This is a genomic window from Pseudaquidulcibacter saccharophilus, assembly GCF_019455445.1.
GTDB classification, from domain to species: domain Bacteria; phylum Pseudomonadota; class Alphaproteobacteria; order Caulobacterales; family Aquidulcibacteraceae; genus Pseudaquidulcibacter; species Pseudaquidulcibacter saccharophilus.
Genome location: NZ_JAHWUS010000003.1, coordinates 475,848 through 494,886, shown reverse-complemented (window position 1 = coordinate 494,886; position 19,039 = coordinate 475,848). Strand labels below are relative to the sequence as shown.

General features: G+C 38.4%; 18 protein-coding genes and 2 tRNA genes. 6 read left to right on the top strand and 14 right to left on the bottom strand.

The features are described from left to right. Window positions 1-49 precede the first annotated feature (49 nt). The 7 genes from rplQ to metG all read right to left on the bottom strand — a co-directional run bounded on the left by rplQ (window position 50) and on the right by metG (window position 5,338). On the bottom strand, window positions 50-457 hold the full coding sequence (gene rplQ, locus KXV15_RS10895; RefSeq protein WP_240008211.1) for a 50S ribosomal protein L17: 408 nt from the start codon (window positions 455-457) through the stop codon (window positions 50-52). A gap of 50 nt (window positions 458-507) precedes the next feature. Further along, window positions 508-1,551 (bottom strand): DNA-directed RNA polymerase subunit alpha, encoded by a 1,044-nt coding sequence (locus KXV15_RS10890; RefSeq protein ID WP_240008210.1) that lies wholly within the window; start codon window positions 1,549-1,551, stop codon window positions 508-510. 69 nt (window positions 1,552-1,620) lie between these two features. Further along, window positions 1,621-2,010 (bottom strand): 30S ribosomal protein S11, encoded by a 390-nt coding sequence (gene rpsK / locus KXV15_RS10885; RefSeq protein ID WP_240008209.1) that lies wholly within the window; start codon window positions 2,008-2,010, stop codon window positions 1,621-1,623. Between the two features lie 19 nt (window positions 2,011-2,029). After that, a complete protein-coding gene (gene rpsM, locus KXV15_RS10880; RefSeq protein ID WP_240008208.1) occupies window positions 2,030-2,410 on the bottom strand; it encodes a 30S ribosomal protein S13 in 381 nt (126 codons plus the stop codon). Window positions 2,411-2,721: 311 nt separating this feature from the next. Then, on the bottom strand, window positions 2,722-2,850 hold the full coding sequence (locus tag KXV15_RS13495) for a hypothetical protein (protein WP_275671610.1): 129 nt from the start codon (window positions 2,848-2,850) through the stop codon (window positions 2,722-2,724). Between the two features lie 26 nt (window positions 2,851-2,876). Continuing rightward, a complete protein-coding gene (locus KXV15_RS10875) occupies window positions 2,877-3,080 on the bottom strand; it encodes a DUF4926 domain-containing protein (RefSeq protein WP_240008207.1) in 204 nt (67 codons plus the stop codon). Between the two features lie 548 nt (window positions 3,081-3,628). Next, a complete protein-coding gene (metG, locus tag KXV15_RS10870; RefSeq protein WP_240008206.1) occupies window positions 3,629-5,338 on the bottom strand; it encodes a methionine--tRNA ligase in 1,710 nt (569 codons plus the stop codon). Window positions 5,339-5,501: 163 nt separating this feature from the next. On the opposite strand from metG, the gene KXV15_RS10865 reads away from it, so the two are divergent. The 5 genes from KXV15_RS10865 (at window position 5,502) to KXV15_RS10845 (ending at window position 10,539) form a co-directional block, all read left to right on the top strand. Then, a tRNA-Thr gene (locus tag KXV15_RS10865) sits at window positions 5,502-5,577 on the top strand. Between the two features lie 240 nt (window positions 5,578-5,817). Next, window positions 5,818-7,728 (top strand): hypothetical protein, encoded by a 1,911-nt coding sequence (locus KXV15_RS10860; RefSeq protein ID WP_240008205.1) that lies wholly within the window; start codon window positions 5,818-5,820, stop codon window positions 7,726-7,728. Window positions 7,729-7,883: 155 nt separating this feature from the next. Further along, window positions 7,884-8,465, top strand: a complete 582-nt coding sequence (locus KXV15_RS10855; RefSeq protein ID WP_240008204.1) for an LOG family protein — start codon at window positions 7,884-7,886, stop codon at window positions 8,463-8,465. A gap of 121 nt (window positions 8,466-8,586) precedes the next feature. Next, window positions 8,587-8,671: transfer RNA gene (locus KXV15_RS10850), tRNA-Leu, on the top strand. Between the two features lie 227 nt (window positions 8,672-8,898). Next, window positions 8,899-10,539 carry a DUF2793 domain-containing protein gene (locus KXV15_RS10845; RefSeq protein WP_240008203.1) on the top strand — a complete coding sequence of 547 codons (1,641 nt, stop codon included), beginning with the start codon at window positions 8,899-8,901 and terminating at the stop codon, window positions 10,537-10,539. On the opposite strand, the gene KXV15_RS10840 is transcribed toward KXV15_RS10845, so the two are convergent. From KXV15_RS10840 to rfbB, 5 genes are all read right to left on the bottom strand, one after another. Beyond that, window positions 10,536-11,717: a glycosyltransferase family 4 protein gene (locus KXV15_RS10840; RefSeq protein ID WP_240008202.1), complete on the bottom strand. Its 1,182-nt coding sequence runs from the start codon at window positions 11,715-11,717 to the stop codon at window positions 10,536-10,538. The genes KXV15_RS10845 and KXV15_RS10840 overlap by 4 nt on opposite strands. A 78-nt stretch (window positions 11,718-11,795) precedes the next feature. Then, complete coding sequence (rfbA, locus tag KXV15_RS10835; protein WP_240008201.1) at window positions 11,796-12,671, bottom strand: glucose-1-phosphate thymidylyltransferase RfbA; 876 nt, start codon at window positions 12,669-12,671, stop codon at window positions 11,796-11,798. A 9-nt stretch (window positions 12,672-12,680) separates the two neighbouring features. Next, a complete protein-coding gene (gene rfbD, locus KXV15_RS10830; RefSeq protein WP_240008200.1) occupies window positions 12,681-13,553 on the bottom strand; it encodes a dTDP-4-dehydrorhamnose reductase in 873 nt (290 codons plus the stop codon). Next, window positions 13,553-14,095 carry a dTDP-4-dehydrorhamnose 3,5-epimerase gene (gene rfbC, locus KXV15_RS10825; RefSeq protein ID WP_240008199.1) on the bottom strand — a complete coding sequence of 181 codons (543 nt, stop codon included), beginning with the start codon at window positions 14,093-14,095 and terminating at the stop codon, window positions 13,553-13,555. Before rfbC ends, rfbD begins: the two co-directional genes overlap by 1 nt. A gap of 13 nt (window positions 14,096-14,108) precedes the next feature. Then, window positions 14,109-15,155: a dTDP-glucose 4,6-dehydratase gene (gene rfbB / locus KXV15_RS10820; protein WP_240008198.1), complete on the bottom strand. Its 1,047-nt coding sequence runs from the start codon at window positions 15,153-15,155 to the stop codon at window positions 14,109-14,111. Window positions 15,156-15,285: 130 nt separating this feature from the next. Here rfbB and KXV15_RS10815 point away from each other — a divergent pair, with 130 nt between their 5' ends. Next, window positions 15,286-15,969 carry a class I SAM-dependent methyltransferase gene (locus KXV15_RS10815; RefSeq protein WP_240008197.1) on the top strand — a complete coding sequence of 228 codons (684 nt, stop codon included), beginning with the start codon at window positions 15,286-15,288 and terminating at the stop codon, window positions 15,967-15,969. Between the two features lie 168 nt (window positions 15,970-16,137). On the opposite strand, the gene KXV15_RS10810 is transcribed toward KXV15_RS10815, so the two are convergent. Together KXV15_RS10810 and KXV15_RS10805 are read right to left on the bottom strand one after the other, a co-directional pair. Further along, a complete protein-coding gene (locus tag KXV15_RS10810) occupies window positions 16,138-17,145 on the bottom strand; it encodes an FkbM family methyltransferase (RefSeq protein ID WP_240008196.1) in 1,008 nt (335 codons plus the stop codon). A gap of 67 nt (window positions 17,146-17,212) precedes the next feature. Beyond that, window positions 17,213-18,886: a polysaccharide pyruvyl transferase family protein gene (locus tag KXV15_RS10805; RefSeq protein WP_240008195.1), complete on the bottom strand. Its 1,674-nt coding sequence runs from the start codon at window positions 18,884-18,886 to the stop codon at window positions 17,213-17,215. Window positions 18,887-19,039 lie beyond the last annotated feature (153 nt).

Here is a 19,039-nt window from a genome sequence, read left to right as displayed (position 1 = left end):
AAAAAAACCCCGCCAGTTTGGCGGGGTTTTGTTTTAAAGATGCCAAATATTATTCAGCGTCTTCTAATACTGGACCAGAGTCTTGACCTTTTGCATCAACATCACGGTCAACAAATTCAATAACAGCAACAGGTGCGTTATCGCCATAACGGAAGCCAGCCTTCATAATACGAAGGTAGCCGCCTTGGCGCTCTTTGTAACGTGGTGCGATTACGTCGAATAGTTTTTTCGCTTGGGTTTCATCGCCCATACGAGACATAACGATACGACGGTTAGCAAGACCGCCTTTTTTAGCCAAAGTAACCAAACGCTCTACAACAGGGCGAAGTTCTTTTGCTTTTGGCAAGGTGGTGGTGATTTGTTCGTGCTTAATCAATGAAGCAGCCATATTTGCAAACATTGCCTCACGGTGCTCGTGAGTGCGGTTAAGTTTGCGATGTCCATGTGCGTGACGCATATTTCTCTCCTAAAGCTGTAAGTTTCCAAGAGGACTTTACAGCAGTCTAATTACATTTGATCTTCGAATTTCTTTGCAAGCTCATCAATATGTTCAGGCGGCCAATTTGGTGCGTCCATACCAAGGTGCAGACCCATTTGCGCCAAAACTTCTTTGATTTCGTTCAGTGACTTACGACCGAAGTTAGGGGTGCGAAGCATCTCACCTTCGGTGCGTTGAATAAGGTCGCCAATATAAATGATATTGTCGTTTTTCAAGCAGTTTGCAGAACGAACAGAAAGTTCCAATTCCTCAACACGTTTAAGAAGACCTGGGTTGAACGGAAGTTCAGGACGAGTATCTTCTTGTTTTTTGCTTTTTGCTTCTTCAAAATTGATGAATACTTCAAGCTGATCTTGAATGATACGCGCCGCATATGCAACCGCATCTTCTGGGCTGATTGCGCCATTTGTTTCAACTTCAAGAATAAGACGATCATAGTCAAGAACCTGACCAGAACGTGTATTTTCAACTTTGTATGCAACGCGTTTAACCGGGCTATAAAGTGCGTCAACCGCGATAAGACCGATTTGCGCATCTTCAGGACGGTTAGCAGCCGCAGAAACATAGCCTTTGCCAGCTTCAACAGTGAATTCCATACGGATTTCAGCACCATCATCAAGCGTGCAGATAACATGATCAGGGTTCAAGATTTCAATGTCTGACCCACAATCAATTTGACCCGCGGTAACTTCACCCGGGCCAAGTGCTCGAAGTAACATTCTTTTTGGACCATCAGAGTGCATAACAAGAGATACGCCTTTGATGTTCAAAACCATGTCCGTTACGTCTTCACGTACGCCAGTAAGTGAAGAGAACTCATGCAAAACGCCGTCAATCTGAACCGAAGTAATCGCAGCACCGCGTAGTGAAGACAACAACACACGACGAAGAGCGTTACCAATGGTCATACCAAAGCCACGTTCGAATGGTTCTGCAATCAATTTTGCTTTACGCTTTGGGTCGAAACCATGTTCAACCACAGGCTTATCAGGGCGGATAAGCTCTTTCCAGTTTTTCTCTAATACTGGGGGCGTATTTTCTTCAGTAGTCATTTTTAAACCAATTTCTGTTTTAATTTAAAACAATGCCAAAATGGCGCGAAACAATAGAAAAATCAACTATTAGACGCGGCGGCGTTTTGGCGGGCGGCAACCATTGTGTGGGATTGGGGTTACGTCACGGATTGAAGTAACTGTAAAGCCAACAGATTGTAACGCACGAAGCGCGCTTTCACGACCTGCACCCGGGCCACAAACGGTTACCTCAACGGTGCGAAGACCGTGTTCAGCAGCCTTACGACCAGCTTCTTCTGCCGCAACCTGTGCCGCATAAGGGGTTGACTTACGAGAACCTTTAAAGCCCATCATACCAGCAGAAGCCCAAGAAATTGTATTTCCTTGCGCATCAGCAATAGTCACCATTGTGTTGTTGAAACTGGCGTTAACATGAACAACACCAGATGAAATATTTTTACGTTCTTTACGCTTAAGGCGAGTAGTATCTTTTGCCATTTGTCTTCTCAAACTCTATCTATTTACGAGCTGCTTGTTTTTTGCCCGCGATTGGTTTTGCAGGACCTTTACGGGTACGCGCGTTGGTGTGGGTACGCTGACCGCGAACCGGAAGACCACGACGATGGCGAAGACCACGATAGCAGCCCAAATCCATAAGACGTTTTACGTTTACCGCAGTTTCACGACGAAGGTCACCTTCCACGATATAGTCGCGGTCGATGGTTTCGCGGATTTGCAATACTTCAGCGTCAGTCAATTGATTAACACGACGTTCTGCGGTGATACCTACTTTATCACAGATTTCCTGCGCCAACGCAGGGCCAATGCCGTGAATATATTGAAGCGCGATCACAACGCGCTTGTTAGTTGGGATATTGACGCCAGCTATACGGGCCATTAACACTCTCCAGTTTTAAACCAATTTGGTGTTTATTGTAAATTCAACGCCCGAATCAATTTCGGAATTTGAATGTCCAAAAAGCGCAACTGTAAATCACCCTACGCCATCTTCAAAGATTGGAATCAACAGGTCAAGCAGTTGCGCAAAACGCCAAAACAAATTGTGAAGGGTCTCTATATATTATCTTTGCAATTGGTCAAGGTGTCGCAACTGTAAAAAGTTGTGCAACAAAGGGCTTTTTGTTAAACATTACCAAACGGCACATTTAACCCCTGCTTCGTTTGCCATCATTATAAAACCAAAACCTATCACGCTATATTCACCCAATAAGGTCTGTAGATATCCCGCACAACATAACCACCCGACAATGCCGCAATACCCGCATTACGGTTCAGGCCATCAAACATGCGGCTCGTTCTTCTAGTGGTAGTTTCCATTTTGTTTGAAATGGATTTAATAGTTATTAAGCTCCCGATTGAATAATTTGGCTTGATATTACGTCAAAAACACCCAAGCTATCATCATCTTCATTAAAAAATTCTACCATATACGAATTTGGATAATTATCATTTATATCCACAATTGTTCCAATAGAATTAATAGGCACCGATGTCTCTGATTTAGAATCCACTAATTTAACTACATCATAGAGAGAAAACTTGTTCATCATTTACCTCGACATCGCCGTAACCAATTTCGTAATATAATCTGAACCAATCTTCCGAGCAAATTGGCATTCTCAAACCCTGACAACCTTAATGCAATTTTATCTCTGCATGCTGAATCGCGCGCAGGACATCTAATTTTCATAGCAAATCATGGCTGCACAGTCGCCCTCAAAGCATTAGGCAAATAGATCAGTGAAAGCACTATCACCCCCCATGCTTTTTACCCTTATAATGTCTTTAACAAAAAGCAAAATTTTGATGCCCAAATACCAAATGTCAGGATTTGTCAGGGTTTTTGGGTGGTGTTAAATTTGGGGCATGTCAACAAATGTCAACATTTTTAAGGAGGTGGAAAATGTGTGCCAATAATCGGCATATGCAACTGATTAATAATGGTTTTATTGGGAAAAATAATTGTTACAAATGGGTAAAAAATGGTTACATAATGTTAGTTATTTGGCTTTACTCAAAGAGATACCGGACATTTTTCTTGTAGAAAAATTCCGGTATGACAAAATTTTTAATTTTTAATTTTTAATTTTTAATCCTATTCCGCGCCGCCAAACATTGCCGCCCATTCGGCAACTTGTTCATCTTCGATTTTTTGGAATAATAAATCAGGCACTTCAAACTTGTGACCTGCTGGCAAGATTTCAAGCCACCCTTCCCCATCGGTCCAAACCCGCTTTTCACTTGGCACACCAAGCGCGTCAAGAACACGGGTCGCGGTTGCCGGAACAAATGGAAGTGCGGCAATCGCAAACAATGCCACAAGGTTTAGGCCGATACGAACACCGGTTGCAGATGCCTCAAGGTCGGTTTTAAACAATGTCCACGGCGCCTTGGTTTGCAGATATTCGTTACCAAGAACCCATAATGCACGGGTTTCGGCGGCCGCCTTGCGGAATTCCATTTCTTCATGATATTTGGTGATTTCGGCAAGTTTTTCGGAAATCGCCTTAATCAAATCACTCTCTAATTCGCCATGCGCACCACCTTCTGGAATGGTTGCATCGAATTTTGAATTTGCAAATTTGGTGATACGATTCACAAAGTTGCCGAACACGTTTGCCAAATCGGAATTCACAGCGGCTTGGAAACCTTCAAGGGTGAATGCGGCATCCGAAGATTCGGGCGCATTCGCCATTAAATACCAACGCCAATAATCACCCGCCATTAATTCAAGCGCCTTGTCCATAAAGATACCGCGCTTTTGGCTGGTGGAGAATTTACCGCCATACCAAGTAACCCAGTTAAACGCTTTTAGGCGATCAACAAGTTTCCAAGGCTCTTTGGAGCCAAGTAAAGTAATAGGGAATGAAACCGTATGGAATGCCACATTGTCTTTACCCATAAATTCAACATAGATAACGTCATCGGCGCCTTTATCTTTGCGCCACCAACGTTCCCAATTTTCGCCGTTTTTCTTTGCCCATTCTTGCGCGGCACCAATATATTCAATCGGCGCATCAAACCATACGTAAAAGACCTTGTCTTCAAACCCTGGGCGCGAAACACCATTTTTGGCAACCGGAACCCCCCATTTAAGGTCACGGGTGATTGCCCGGTCCTGCAAGCCTTCATCAAGCCATTTATAGGCAATAGATTTTGCAAGGTGCGGCCAATCTTTTGCGGCATCAACCCATGCGCGGATTTCATTTTCCATCAATGGCTGACGCAAGAAAAGGTGTGCAGTATCACGCGGTTCAACATTGGTTGAGCCAGAAACTTTTGAACGCGGATTAATCAAATCAAGGGGGTCAAGCAATGTACCGCAAGAATCACACTGGTCGCCACGCGCACTATCATAGCCGCATTTTGGGCATGTGCCTTCAACATATCTATCTGGTAAAAAGCGTTTATCATCAATTGAATAGATTTGCTTGCTTACACGCTCTTCTAACAAGCCATTTTCTTCAAGCCGTTCGGCGAAATGCTGGGTTAGTTCGCGGTTTTCAAGTGATGAAGAACGCCCAAAGTGATCAAATGAAAGGTTGAACCCCTCACCGGCTGCTTTTTGGATTTCATGCTGTTCAAGACAATATTGCTCAACGGTTTGGCCCGCTTCTGCGGCCGCCAATTCCGCGGGGGTTCCATGTTCATCAGTTGCGCAAAGGAACAAAACCTCATGCCCTTGAAGCCGTCTGAAACGTGCATGCACATCAGCCGGAAGCATCGAACCGGCAAGATTGCCCAAATGTTTGATGCCATTAATATAAGGAAGTGCGGAGGTGATAAGGAATCTTTGCTTTGTCATAAGTTCTCACAACAATAATTTTGAAGATTTTTCAAGAAAAAACCCCCGTAAATCCTGTTTCAAATGGAATTTTTCTGTTATTTTCAAAAAATTTTCAGATTTTGCTGTTATTGAAACTTGCAAAGCCATAAAAAAATATTCAATAAGCGCTTCTCTTATCTGTGCCGGCTTAGCTCAGCAGGTAGAGCACTCGATTTGTAATCGAATGGTCGCGGGTTCGATTCCTGCAGCCGGCACCACTTATCCCCCTTATCTATTAATTTAAAAACGCTTGCACATATTAAGCACGATAGTTTTTTATTATAATTTTGGCAAATAATACCAACTAATTTATTTAATCAGCATGTCCATAATTATGATATATAACAAAAGAAGCACTCAATTCTGTATATAAATGCCTAAATACATGCATCCTTTATTTGTAATCACCTCAAACGGAACGTAATGCTTTTGTAATAATATTGCACAAGGTTATACGCATGTTTAATGCATACAAATTTCGCGACATCCACCTTCAAATCCCTGATTTCGCGCTACTTAAGCAACAATACCATAAATTGGAAGAAATGGACTGGTGGCTTTATAATTCGAATGTCTATGTATGCGAAACCGACTTTGATGAAGATGAATTCAATCCCGCCAAAATCATTCCTAAAGAAGAATCACAAAGCGCAATTATCCTTATAAAAGGAAGCGTTAATTCAAAACTCGTAAGTGATTATAATTATTTCAATAATCGCCATGATATAATCGTTCTTGGTGATGTTAATGCCGGGAATTTTATTGTTGATAAAGATTATTATTTTATTGGTGGAGATATAAAAGTCGATGGGCTTTTCTATATACCAAAAAATGGCGAAGTTTGTTCGGAAGGTGGCACAAAAGCACGATTAGGCATACTTAGAACTGACTATAATTTATATTCAACAAATGGGTATAATTTTGATATTCTTTTTGGCGAAAGATCCACTCTAACAATTTGGGATGAACCATATCCCCAAGATGAACTTGCGCTCTATCTGCCCAAAGAACTTTTATGCGATTATAAAGAATTAGGTGGAACACCAGATAGTTGGCAAAAACAAGTCGATATCACAAAACTTTATAATGCAATAAAAGAAAACCAATCTTTAGAAGTTGCCGAAGTTGATGATTTCTATTTGCCTGAAATAAAGCATATTTTTGAATATGGCAAAATTTGCAATAAGAATGACTGGCAACAGCAACATGAAAATTTCACAAAATTAACAAACTTATTGGCACAAACTGGACAAAAATCCATTCATTTCTATGTGCTTGGGAAGCATGTAACCTATTTGAAAGAATGGGGACGAGACGCTTTACCGCACATAGTTATTAGAATTCCTGATGTTGGTGCAATGTCTATTACCTATAATGCCACAAAGCCAAACTTTGTCGCAAAATTATTGGGCAACAAAGAACCCGAAGGCATGATTGCGGTTCTTGTTCATGGTGCACACGATACAGTTACACAACTATGGAAAGATGATTGTAAAATCATAAGCATGGAAGAATTCAATGCAATTTGGTTCGGAATTTTAAAATCCGCGGATGCCGGCATTTGGCACAAGACACAATTTGAAAATGCCATAACCGTTGAAAAAACAAAAAGAATTCTTGATTCTGAATATGTAACTAATAACTTTTTCCAAGATTCAGGCGCATCATTATCAATTGATAATAATTACTTTAGATTTGAAAAAAGCGATGAAGAAAAGTCACTACAAATTGGGTATGAAGAAAAAAATGAAGACAATAACGACGGCTACGATGCACGTTTCAAATATACAATAAAATCAAACGAGCCAAACAAAATTTATCTATCACAATTTATAAAAGATTTTGATGATTATAATTATCACACATATTTTGAAGAAGTCCCCTTTATACATTGGAATTCATATCGCATTGCAAAGCGATGGTTTTCTTGGGGTGAAGTCATTCTAAAAATTGAAGAAAATGAGTGGAATGAACAAATAAATGGCTTCAGCAATCATGTTACTTTAGAAGATTTTAACACCATTATAAATCATGATATCGTTGATAATCTGCTTGAAACCGCCACAGAAAATGGTTGGAGTGATATTTTCGAATTCAATGATGAGAACAACAAATACAGAGCGCGTTTTTACAGAGCCAATGAGAATTGCCCACGAAATGTAATTAGAATGCAAGAAAGCAATACAGATGGAGATTTCGATTGCTCATTCATAAGAATTGGAACCGTCATAACAGCAAACAAAATCTATTTTGACGAAGATTACGCACATTTGGTTCAGCCCATTAATGAATTCTATCATCAAGACGCGATAAATTTGTTTAAAATACTCTTTAAAGCAATTACCAAACAAGGAATTGACACTTTGTAAAAAACGAATTCAAACAACATCATACGTTTAAAGTGTAAAAATATGTGGTCTTTCACAATGTCAATTTATTGTTCATCTTATTGCAATATTAATTTGTGATATTAATTATAGTTTCCCCCAAAACTAAAAAAATAATATTTGAGGAAAAATAAAAAATGAAATTAGATTCTATTTGTGTGTATTGCGGCTCTTCAAACAAAGCCGATAAGAAATTTATTGATCTTGCAACCGAATTGGGAACATTGATTGCCGAAAATGGCAAACGCCTTGTTTATGGTGGCGGTAACGTTGGCCTTATGGGTGCATCATCGCGTGCGGCATATGAAAATGGCGGACGTGTTTTGGGCATCATGCCACACTTCCTAACCAAATGGGAATTACCGCATCCGGAAATCGAAACCATTATGGTCGATACAATGCATGAAAGAAAATGGCTTCTGTTTGCCGAATCTGACGGTTTTGCAGTTTTACCAGGCGGCATCGGTACATTAGAAGAGGTTGTTGAAACCCTCTCTTGGCATAGATTACAACTTCACCAAAAACCAATCGTTTTTGTAGACAAGGCATTCTGGCAACCATTTGTTGATTTGGTTGACCAATTCTTTGCGCATCACTTTGTTCCAGATGGCTTTGAAAGCTCTTTCTGTGTTGTTGACACCGCGGCAGAAGTAATCCCTGCGATGCAGAAAATGCTAGATGCCCAAAAAACCAAGGAAATTTACGGCGTTGTGCCTTGATGCAGAAATTTCTGCGGAAACTCTGAATTCGCATATTGTAAAATTCAAAAGAAATCTGTAACAAGCGGTTTCCAATTCTCGTATTAATGCCAAAATTTTTGGCTAACACGAAATATAGTGTGCCTCTGTGGTGGAATTGGTAGACGCGCTCGACTCAAAATCGAGTACCGAGAGGTGTGCCGGTTCGACTCCGGCCAGAGGCACCATTTCTTTATATCTCAAGCTAGCTTATTAAACTAAATGCTCCGCTGTGATGATTGCTTAATCGCGCGCGTCGTTGTTACACTCATATCTATAAACGACACAATGCAATGCTATTATTCAGACCTATGTCATTGTTGTTATGCTCTTTACTCAAAACTTGGTAATAAGGTGAACTTATCAACGCAATAAACCCACAAGCTAAACTCTTGCTATCAATGTAGGAGTTTTTATGACGGATTCATCCCCCAACCTCGACCTTCCCTATTTACTTGCATCACAAGCGCAAAAGCATGTTACATTTAACGAGTTTGTAAATAAAATTGATGCACTTTTGATGCTCTCGGTAATTAGCAAATCCATTAATACACCACCCAGCACACCCGTCGAAGGACAGCGCTATATTATTCCTGAAAATGCAAGTGGTGAATGGCAAAATAAATCTGGGAAAATTGCCTGTTATCAAAATCTTGGCTGGACATATATAACACCTAAAAATGGCTTTATAGTAACCGTTTCTGATGATGGGCAAATATATTTTTATAACGGAAATTGGATTAAATTATCGCAAGCAAATGCAGCAAGTACATTTACACAAATCGGCATTGGCACTAACCCCGATGCCTCAAACCCAGTTACAGCAAAGCTAAACAACGCCTTATTTACCGCAAGATATGTAGCAGAAAATGGTGACGGGAACATACGCTTTAAGATGAATAAAGAAGCTACCAACAAAACTTCTTCAATCCTTTTTCAGGACAATTGGTTGGGGCATGCCGAATTTGGGCTATTAAGTGATGATAATTTCGCAATAAAAATTTCAAATGACGGTGCAAATTGGATAACACCTTTTAAATTTGATACAAACGGGCGCATTAATATCATTGGAATCAACATGCCATCAATTAATGACGGTGACAATGAAATTATAAAATCTGGAAATAATAGGTATCTTTGGGCGCCAAAGAAAATCAATTCGAATGGTGAAAACCTGTTTCTGGGTTTTGATGCTGGCTCTGCAAGCCTTTCATATGTTTCCTCAAGCAGTGATGCAAGTAACAATTTGGGCATTGGTAATCGATCATTGCATAGCCTTACAAGTGGTACACAAAATACTGCAATAGGGCACTCTTCCCTTTTTAATAATAGTGTCGGAAATTATAATACAGCTTTCGGGTTTTATTGCATGCTTCTCAACACAACAGGCAATAATAATACTGGATTAGGTTATTCTGCATTGGGGCAAAATACGACTGGCTATGCAAATGTTGGCATTGGAGAATCTGCACTTGGTTCGAACATAATAGGTGGCGTTAATACCGCAATTGGTCACTCTTGTTTAAAATATAAAATTGACGGAAGCGCGAATACAGATTTTTCAATGTGTGCAGGTATTGGCTATGATGCCCGTGTCTCGGCATCTTATCAGGTTCAACTAGGTGGCGTTGGAACGACTTGTTATACTTATGGCACAGTTCAAAACCGCTCAGATAGTCGTGATAAATCTGATATTCGCAATACTATTATCGGCCTAGACTTTATATGTGATTTAAGGCCAGTAGATTTTAAATGGGATATGCGCGACGATTATTTTGAAAAATCAATCACTTTGGATGTTAACGGTATTCCAAATGAAACCCTTGTCCAACTTCCAAAAGATGGAAGCAAAAAACGTAATCGATATCACCACGGCTTTATTGCCCAAGAAGTTAAAGCAACAATGGATAGGCACGGAATTGATTTTGGTGGCTACCAAGACCATACGATAAATGGCGGCGCAGAGGTTTTATCGCTTGGATATGATGAGCTAATTGCACCAATAATCAAAGCAATTCAAGAATTACGAGATAGGATAGAAACACTAGAAGCCTAAAAAAGTTGGGTAGCACCAAAATTATCCATTATGTATTTTTGTGCACGTTCACTTATTTTATTCTTTAATTCGCGATTGTGATAAAATTCATATAATTTTGAGATTGCCATTTCCCTATCTGGCTTCGCCCATAATGCATTGGTTTTATAATATATTTTCTCGCAATCGCGCACTTCAATCATTGCACAATCAATGAGAAGGCAATTATCTTCCTTACATAATTCAAGGCTTCCGGACCAATTTGTTGCCATAACCGGCAGACCAACCAACATTGCTTCGGCAATATTTAAACCAAAACCCTCTGATCGATGCAGTGAAATATATAAATCGCTGGCGGCATAAAAATCAAAAAGTTCAATCTTGTTCATAGAAGATTTGACAAGTTTTATTTTGCCGTTTCCTTTTTGCGCAGCACGCTTTAAAATTTCAAGTGATTTTGGATAATGTTCATCGCCAAAATAACGAACCACAAAGTAGGCATTATTAATATCTTTAAATGCCTCAAGAAAAATTTCTATTGCCTCTATGGTATTTTTTCGCTCAAGACTTGATGAAAATGCGATGCTTTGAAAGGCGACAAAATCGTCTTTTTTAATTCCCAATTTAGATCTAACTTTATCTCGAACATTAACTTCGACCTTCGGTGGTTCAAAAAGTGCAACAGGATGTCGAACCACTTTTATATCTAGGTTGAAAATTTTCTTTAATGCCTGTCTTGAAAATTCGGAAGGTGTCCATATTTCATGAACAAACTTTGCCATCAATCCCCATTGTTTTGGCGGCGTTTCTAATTCCCAAACCCAATAACCTATTACCTTTTTCCCTGCCAAATTTTTTATACCAATTTTGCCAAGAACATTTATTGCAATATCAGGATTAATTGCGATAATAACGGCATCAACGTCTTTAAAACCGTTTTCTTGAACCTGTTTAAGATAATCTGGAAATTTAAAAATTTTTACGCAATCAACCTCAACAATATTTATGCCATTTTGTTTTAGTTCATTCACAAGTAATTGTGCAGCATTACCAAGACCAGTGGGTGCGCTTATCAAGCCGATAATGGCGACGCTTTTTATTTTGGTATTTTTAAATTTCGAAATAGGTGGTAATTTCAACGCAATATTTTTTTGGCGTTGATTTTCTAATTTGTGCCCAATACGCCGACGCAAAGTCATGGGTAAAAGGCGCCAAATTCTTCTTAGCGGGCTTATAGAAATATCTTCACTGGATAATGACAAATTCAATCATGAATTTTATTCATGCCCCCTTGTAAGGCAAGTATTTAGATAAATACCATAAGCACTTTTCTTCATTTTATTTATTAATGATGCAAAATCATTATCATCAATAAAACCTTTGCGCCATGCAATTTCCTCTGGGCAACCGATTTTGAAACCTTGTCTTTTTTCAAGAACCCGAACAAAGTTGGCGGCATCAAGCAAATTATCAGGCGTTCCAGTATCAAGCCATGCATAGCCGCGTGATAATGTTGTGACCTCTAGCTGCCCACGCTCAAGATAGATACGGTTTACATCAGTAATTTCCAATTCACCGCGTGCAGAGGGTTTTAAATTGGCGGCAATGTCAATCACCTGATTATCATAAAAATATATTCCAGTTACGGCCCAATTTGATTTAGGTTCAATTGGTTTTTCCTCGATAGAAATTGCCTTTTTATTGATATCAAATTCAACAACACCATAACTTTCAGGGCTTGAAACATGATACGCAAATACATTTGCACCATTTTTAATATTAGAAGCACGGCATAATATTTCCTCAAGCCCAGTGCCGTAAAATATATTGTCGCCAAGGATTAAGCAGGATGAATCATCACCAACAAAATCTGCACCAATTATATACGCCTGGGCAAGGCCATCTGGGCTTGGTTGTTCGGCATATGTAAACGACATGCCCCATTGAGAACCATCACCCAATTGCCCTTTAAAAAGTGGCAAATCATGTGGCGTGGAAATAATAAGGACCTCCTTAATACCCGCAAGCATAAGGGTTGAAAGCGGATAATAAATCATCGGCTTATCATAAATTGGCATTAATTGCTTTGAAATGCTTATGGTCATAGGATGAAGTCGGGTTCCGGAACCTCCGGCTAGAATTATACCCTTCATATTAAGTCCTCAGCTAGTATATTTTAAAATTTTCAGGCATTCTTTTAGTGAATCCTGCCACAAAGGCAATTCAATTTTGTATAAATCCCACAACTTATCACAATCAAGGCGTGAATTAGTTGGTCTTACCGCCGGTGTGGGATATGCGGCGCTTGGAATTTCATTAACTTTAACATTCATGCCAGATAATTCAAAAATTTCTTTTGCAAAGCCTGACCAATTGGTCTCTCCGCGCCCTGCAATGTGAAACACGCCCCGTAAATCATCATTTTTTTCAGAACATACCTTTTTGGCAATTTTTATAAGCGCCTTTGCAATTTCCATTGCCGAAGACGGGCATCCAAACTGATCAGCAACAACAGAAATTTCATCACGGCTTTCACCAAGTGCAAGCATAGTTTTGACAAAGTTTTTTCCAAATGGTGAATAGACCCATGCCGTACGCAAAATCACATGATTTGGATAAATTGATGCAATTGCATTTTCGCCGTCAAGCTTTGTTTTGCCATATACGCTTTTAGGATTAGCGGCATCGAGTTCAACATATGCGCCAATTTTTTCACCTGAATAAACATAATCGGTTGAAAGATGTAAAAGCGGAATATCAAGGTATTTACAAGCGGTTGCTATTATTGCCGGGGCCTCAGAATTAACCTTTTTGGCAATTTCAACATCTGTTTCAGCCTTATCAACCATGGTATAAGCCGCAGCAGAAATTACCACATCAGGAGCAATTTTAATTATTTCGGCCTCAAGATTGTATGGTCTCTCAAAATCAATTTCTGGGCGACCAATTACAATTAGTTCAACTTCTTCATCCGTTGCCAATTTTTGTAAACTTTGGCTAACTTGTCCTGATTTTCCAGTTACTAATATTCGCATTATTTTAACGTTGCCAATGCTGGTTGATTACGATCCTTATCGGAAAGAATTGCTTTGGTAATATCAATCTTCCAATCAACATTAATTTCAGGATCATCAAAAGCGATCCCAGCGTCACATTCTTTTGAATATGGGTTTGTTACCTTATATTGCACCAAGCAGTTTTCAGTAAGAGTTGCAAAACCGTGCAAAAACCCAGACGGAACCCATAATTGTTTGGCGTTTTCCTCGTTTAATTCTGCGCCAATCCATTGTCCAAAGCTTGGTGATTTCGGGCGAATATCCACCGCAACATCCCAAATTGCACCTTGAACACAACGAACTAATTTACCTTGCTCAAACGGTGCTTTTTGATAATGAAGTCCACGAATAACGCCCTGCTCTACTGATAAGGATTGGTTATCTTGAACAAAGGTTACATCCGCAATATTCTTACGAAACCATTCATCTTTAAAGGTTTCCATGAAATAGCCACGTGCGTCACCAAACTTCTTAGGCGTAATTAATGCCGGACCGTTTATTTCAAATGTTTCAAAATTCATTTATTTAAATCACCTATAAAACGCCTAAACGCTCACCAGAATAAACGCCGCCACGAAGTGGGCGCCACCATTCTTCATTTTCAAGATACCAGCGAACAGTTTTTTCAATGCCGCTATCAAAGTTTTCTTGTGCTTTCCAGCCAAGTTCGGTTTCAAGTTTGGTGGCATCAATTGCATAACGTAAATCATGCCCAGGGCGATCTTTTACAAAGGTTATAAGCCTTGAATGTGGGGCATTTTGCGGACGCATTTCATCCATAATCGCACAAATTGTGTTTATAACTTCGATATTCGTACGCTCATTACGACCGCCAACATTATAAGTTTCACCAAGGCGCCCTTTGGAAACAATCGTAAATAATGCACGTGCGTGGTCTTCAACATAAAGCCAATCGCGAATATTTTCACCCTTGCCGTAAACCGTTATTGGCTTGCCCTCCAAGGCATTCAGGATGTTTAGTGGTATAAGTTTTTCTGGAAAATGATATGGGCCATAATTATTTGAACAATTTGATACCAATGCAGGAAAACCATATGTTCTGTACCATGCCTTTACCAAATGATCAGAGGCAGCCTTTGATGCCGAATATGGTGAAGATGGATCATATGGAGTAGTTTCTTCAAAAAGCCCCTCCTCACCCAGTGATCCATAAACCTCATCTGTTGAGATATGTAAAAATCGGAATTTCGCCTTGTTCTCATTAGTCAATGCATTCCAATATGCTCTTGATGCCTCCAACATATTAAATGTACCAATTATATTTGTATCAACAAACTCACGTGCGCCAGTAATTGAACGATCAACATGTGATTCTGCGGCAAGATGCATCACATAATCTGGTTGAAAATCATTAATCGCGCTTTGCAAAACATCAAAATCGCAAATGTCGCCCTTTATAAACCTATAGTTTGGAGAATTATCAATTGACCGCAAAGATGCCAGATTTCCAGCATATGTAAGCTTGTCGTAGTTAAGAACATCTGCACCAATTTCAGAAACCAAATATCGAACCAACGCCGAACCAATGAATCCTGCGCCACCTGTTACAAAAATTTTCATTCTTAGTATCCGCCTCAATATCTGATTTATATTGAAACATTTATCATTTAAAGTACGTTATACATAATATATTCATATTGAAATAATTATAGAACCATTTAATTACTCTATCCCAAAAAAGAGAATTATTTTGCATAGACACAAAATCATAAATTCACTCTCCAATGGACGCTATAAGTCCTATCTTGAAATCGGCGTCGACTGGGGTGAAACCCTAAACAAAGTCGAAATATTGCGTAAAGTTGGTGTCGATCCTGATTTTAAAGTTCCATTAGAAAAACTGCATGGCGAATGTCATGCCATGACTTCTGATACTTATTTTGGTGTTTTTGAAGAAAAGTTTGATTGCATATTCATTGATGGAATGCACACATATCAACAATCAAAGCGTGATTTTATCAACGCAATGGAACGTTTAAATGATGATGGAATCATTCTGATTAATGATTGCATCCCGCGTGATGAATTGTCGGCTATTCCCGATATTAATGAGTGCCTTCGCCTTCGTAAAGAAGCTGGGCAAGAAAATGACTTCACATGGATGGGTGACGTATACAAAACAATTATTTGGATAAATGATTATACAGATTATTCATACGCATTAATCAAAGAATCCGTAGGCATTGTCGCCGTATGGAAAACCAAACGAAATAAAATCAATAAAATAACGAACACCGAAAAAGAAATTGATACCGCCGGCCTCGCGGTTGTTGAGAAAATTAAAAAAAGCACTCAATCTCTAAACCATCTTAAAAAATCTTTATATGGAGGCGATAATATCCTGTCAAAAATCTTTAGACGGCTAGTTGGGTAGATGTTTAGATTTCGATAAAATACAGTTACTTATTATAAAAATATTGGCAATGTCATAATTATGATAATGAAACCCATCATACCCACTGAAATTAATTAAAAAACGACATTAGATTATCCTAATGTCGTTTTTTATAGTTCCTAGTAAAAATATAATTGTACAATTATATTAATTTGTACTGTCAGCTATTTTCTTTTCCAGCTGCTCTATTTTTATTTTAGCATTTTGTAGTTCCCAAGTTAGATGATCGATTTTTTTAAACGCATCACTAAGTTCATATGCAGGCGCACGGTATAAAGTCGAAGAATGGCGATTTCTGCTCATTTTAAGATCCGGCCATTCAATTGGTTCATTACCGAAATACGCAAGAATGAGACCATCTGCACTAAAAGATTCCTCAACATCATGTTCAACCAATATTTGAGCACCGCATTCTTTTAAAAAATGCAAACACCTTTGATGCATTAAAGGATCCCTAGAGAAAGACCTATGGTGGGTCGAGACAAACGCAAAACGAACTTTCTTTTGTTTTAGAAAATCTTCTAGTGTTTCAAGAACTATTAGTTCTGCACCTTGAATATCCATATGAAGTATATCTAATACATCAATATTATTTTCATTTATAAAGCTATTTACATTTATTGATCTAGTTTCAACTATTCCGCTATGTTCAGTTTGAAATGGCACTTTTTCTGCGTCTTCAGAAGCACAAAAACCTTGAACGAATCCAATTGAATTGCTTGTATTATTTAGCTCAGCATTTCTCATACCTATTTTAATGTTATATGGGTCTGGTTCAATCATGAATGCCCGACCTGCACCTTTCGCCTCTTTTAAGAACCATTGGGTATAAAACCCCCAATTAGCTCCCAATTCAATCATAGTAGGATTTTCTCCTAGTAGCGGGAGAACATAATGAAAAACTAATTCCTCTTGTGGTTCATGATGCCCCCTCAGACCTTTAATTATATTGGTCATTACGGCACCACCGTATCCACCAGCCACAATTTTAATACCATTATGCATAGTCTGAATTTCTTCACCTGCAACGACCTCTACCTCTCCAGCATTAGCTACTTTTGGCAGCGATTCGCAGTCCTTGCAACCAATCGTCATTTTTTCCCTGTCATCATATGATAAAAAAAGTGGCGGAAATGGTAATTCAGAAACGGTCATATGTATCTCCATAATAAGATAATGAGGAAAAGCAAAAGGACATATTAATTGCTAGTTAAATTAGCCTTCATCTAAATATATTCATAATTTTCTTATATAAATTAAGTACTCTGGAAGATTTATAGGCAGCTAATTCATTTCTTAACCCAACTACCATATTCATAAGAGTATCTTCGTCAAAGTTGTGCATTTCCATATTTTCATCGAGGCCTAATGCAATTGCCAATTTATTATTTAAAATTTTAATTAATAAATCTTTATATTCAATCTGCGGTTCAAACCACTCAGTCTTTACTTTCCATGCCTCATCAATCTCAGCTTGTTTGTCCCTTAACTGTTCACGATACTCTTGGACTTTACTATTTAAAGACGCAGATTTGTTTGCAATCTGAATAGTTCGCATTCTTTCTTCTTTAAGAGCAATTTCAAGTTTTGTTAGTTGATGAGCCTGCTCATCAAACTTTTGTTCGCAATCGTTCAGCATAGTTAATGTATTTGAATTAATCTCAAGCTGGTGGTCTAACTCTTTTCTTAAAAGAGCAATCTCATTGACTTTCTTTTCATCAAGCAATTTTATTAATTGTGGCGCTAACAGATCATTATTAGAAAGTGCTTCATTCAATTGAAAATCAAGGTTGCTAATTTGATTGTTTTTAATACTTTGATATTTATTCTCTACTTCACTAACTCTATTTAAGAGGTCTGCATTCGATACATTTAACCTCTCCAACTCTGGTTCAAACCATTCTTTTTTGATTCTCTCGCGCTCAGAAATATCATTGTTTAATCTTGTTATTTCTGGCTCCCACCATTCTCGACGCATTTTTTCGTAATGCATTAATTTTTTTCGCAGCGAGTCCCACCCTTTTGAATTAAGCATATCTTTATTATTTTCATTTTGATCTATCTCATTCATACAAGGATCCCCGAAAACTACATTTTTGTTATTCGACAAAGAAAATTCGAAAACTGACCTGTTTTTGTTGTATGCATTTGGCATAAGCCTAACGCTTTTACCAATTAAAGAACTTAGAATTCCGACATGAAGTCTATTGGTAATTACCTCGGAATATTGTGATATTTGTTTTAACATTCCGCCCACGGCCCGAACCGTTAATTCTCTATCATGCCAGAAAGAACCGTTTATAAATGAAGGAAAATCAATATTAGCATCACTATCGTATAAATTTGTATTCACACTTTCTTCGTCTTCACGCAATACAGCAATACGTCCACGTCCAACGTTTTTTCTGTATGGCTGTAGAAATGAATCATCGATTGCAAAAGCCATATCGTGACACAAAAATACCTTTTTTTTTTCAAAACCTGCATCAATAAAATCGTTATACGTACGTTCTTCGCGTGCAAAGAAGGTTATATTATCGCGATATTCTAGTAATTCATTTGCAACATCAACGGCAGTGCATGGTAAGAATGTAATGTTACCACCTGATTTTAAAAAATTGATAGCTGATGTAATTTGTTCGTAGTAAACACCGTTAATTAAACCACCACCACCACCAAATATAATATTATCAAAGCCATACTTTTTTAAAACCATGTCAAATTTTACGACAGGAAAACCAAGGTCCATTTCATCAAAATAACAATAAGTCCCTAATGCAATAGCAGCATCGCCTATATTTCCTGGATTTGGCATAAAAGCAGTATTACCATTTGCCAATTGTTTCATAATAACAGCAAGATTTTTGTTTGAATATATTTCCGCTTTTTGATTCATTTTAAACACTTGGTTGACTAAGAAAATAAGCTTAGAATAACGATTTGAGATTATTAAAGTGATAGCACCTACTCATTGTAAATAATAGACTATTATTCGTATTCACAAAAAAGTATTCCCACACTTAATAATTAGTCACTACTCTCTTAAGAT

Excerpts from the sequence above, each read along its gene's own strand:
- KXV15_RS10845 (WP_240008203.1), top strand. The coding sequence starts at position 8,899 with ATGACGGATTCATCCCCCAACCTCGACCTTCCCTATTTACTTGCATCA.
- KXV15_RS13495 (WP_275671610.1), bottom strand. The coding sequence starts at position 2,850 with ATGGAAACTACCACTAGAAGAACGAGCCGCATGTTTGATGGCCTGAAC.
- rfbC (WP_240008199.1), bottom strand. The coding sequence starts at position 14,095 with ATGAATTTTGAAACATTTGAAATAAACGGTCCGGCATTAATTACGCCT.
- KXV15_RS10805 (WP_240008195.1), bottom strand. The coding sequence starts at position 18,886 with ATGAATCAAAAAGCGGAAATATATTCAAACAAAAATCTTGCTGTTATT.
- KXV15_RS10855 (WP_240008204.1), top strand. The coding sequence starts at position 7,884 with ATGAAATTAGATTCTATTTGTGTGTATTGCGGCTCTTCAAACAAAGCC.
- rplQ (WP_240008211.1), bottom strand. The coding sequence starts at position 457 with ATGCGTCACGCACATGGACATCGCAAACTTAACCGCACTCACGAGCAC.
- metG (WP_240008206.1), bottom strand. The coding sequence starts at position 5,338 with ATGACAAAGCAAAGATTCCTTATCACCTCCGCACTTCCTTATATTAAT.
- KXV15_RS10875 (WP_240008207.1), bottom strand. The coding sequence starts at position 3,080 with ATGAACAAGTTTTCTCTCTATGATGTAGTTAAATTAGTGGATTCTAAA.
- rpsK (WP_240008209.1), bottom strand. The coding sequence starts at position 2,010 with ATGGCAAAAGATACTACTCGCCTTAAGCGTAAAGAACGTAAAAATATT.
- KXV15_RS10890 (WP_240008210.1), bottom strand. The coding sequence starts at position 1,551 with ATGACTACTGAAGAAAATACGCCCCCAGTATTAGAGAAAAACTGGAAA.
- KXV15_RS10810 (WP_240008196.1), bottom strand. The coding sequence starts at position 17,145 with ATGACCGTTTCTGAATTACCATTTCCGCCACTTTTTTTATCATATGAT.
- rfbD (WP_240008200.1), bottom strand. The coding sequence starts at position 13,553 with ATGCGAATATTAGTAACTGGAAAATCAGGACAAGTTAGCCAAAGTTTA.
- rfbA (WP_240008201.1), bottom strand. The coding sequence starts at position 12,671 with ATGAAGGGTATAATTCTAGCCGGAGGTTCCGGAACCCGACTTCATCCT.
- KXV15_RS10840 (WP_240008202.1), bottom strand. The coding sequence starts at position 11,717 with ATGACTTTGCGTCGGCGTATTGGGCACAAATTAGAAAATCAACGCCAA.
- KXV15_RS10860 (WP_240008205.1), top strand. The coding sequence starts at position 5,818 with ATGTTTAATGCATACAAATTTCGCGACATCCACCTTCAAATCCCTGAT.
- rpsM (WP_240008208.1), bottom strand. The coding sequence starts at position 2,410 with ATGGCCCGTATAGCTGGCGTCAATATCCCAACTAACAAGCGCGTTGTG.
- rfbB (WP_240008198.1), bottom strand. The coding sequence starts at position 15,155 with ATGAAAATTTTTGTAACAGGTGGCGCAGGATTCATTGGTTCGGCGTTG.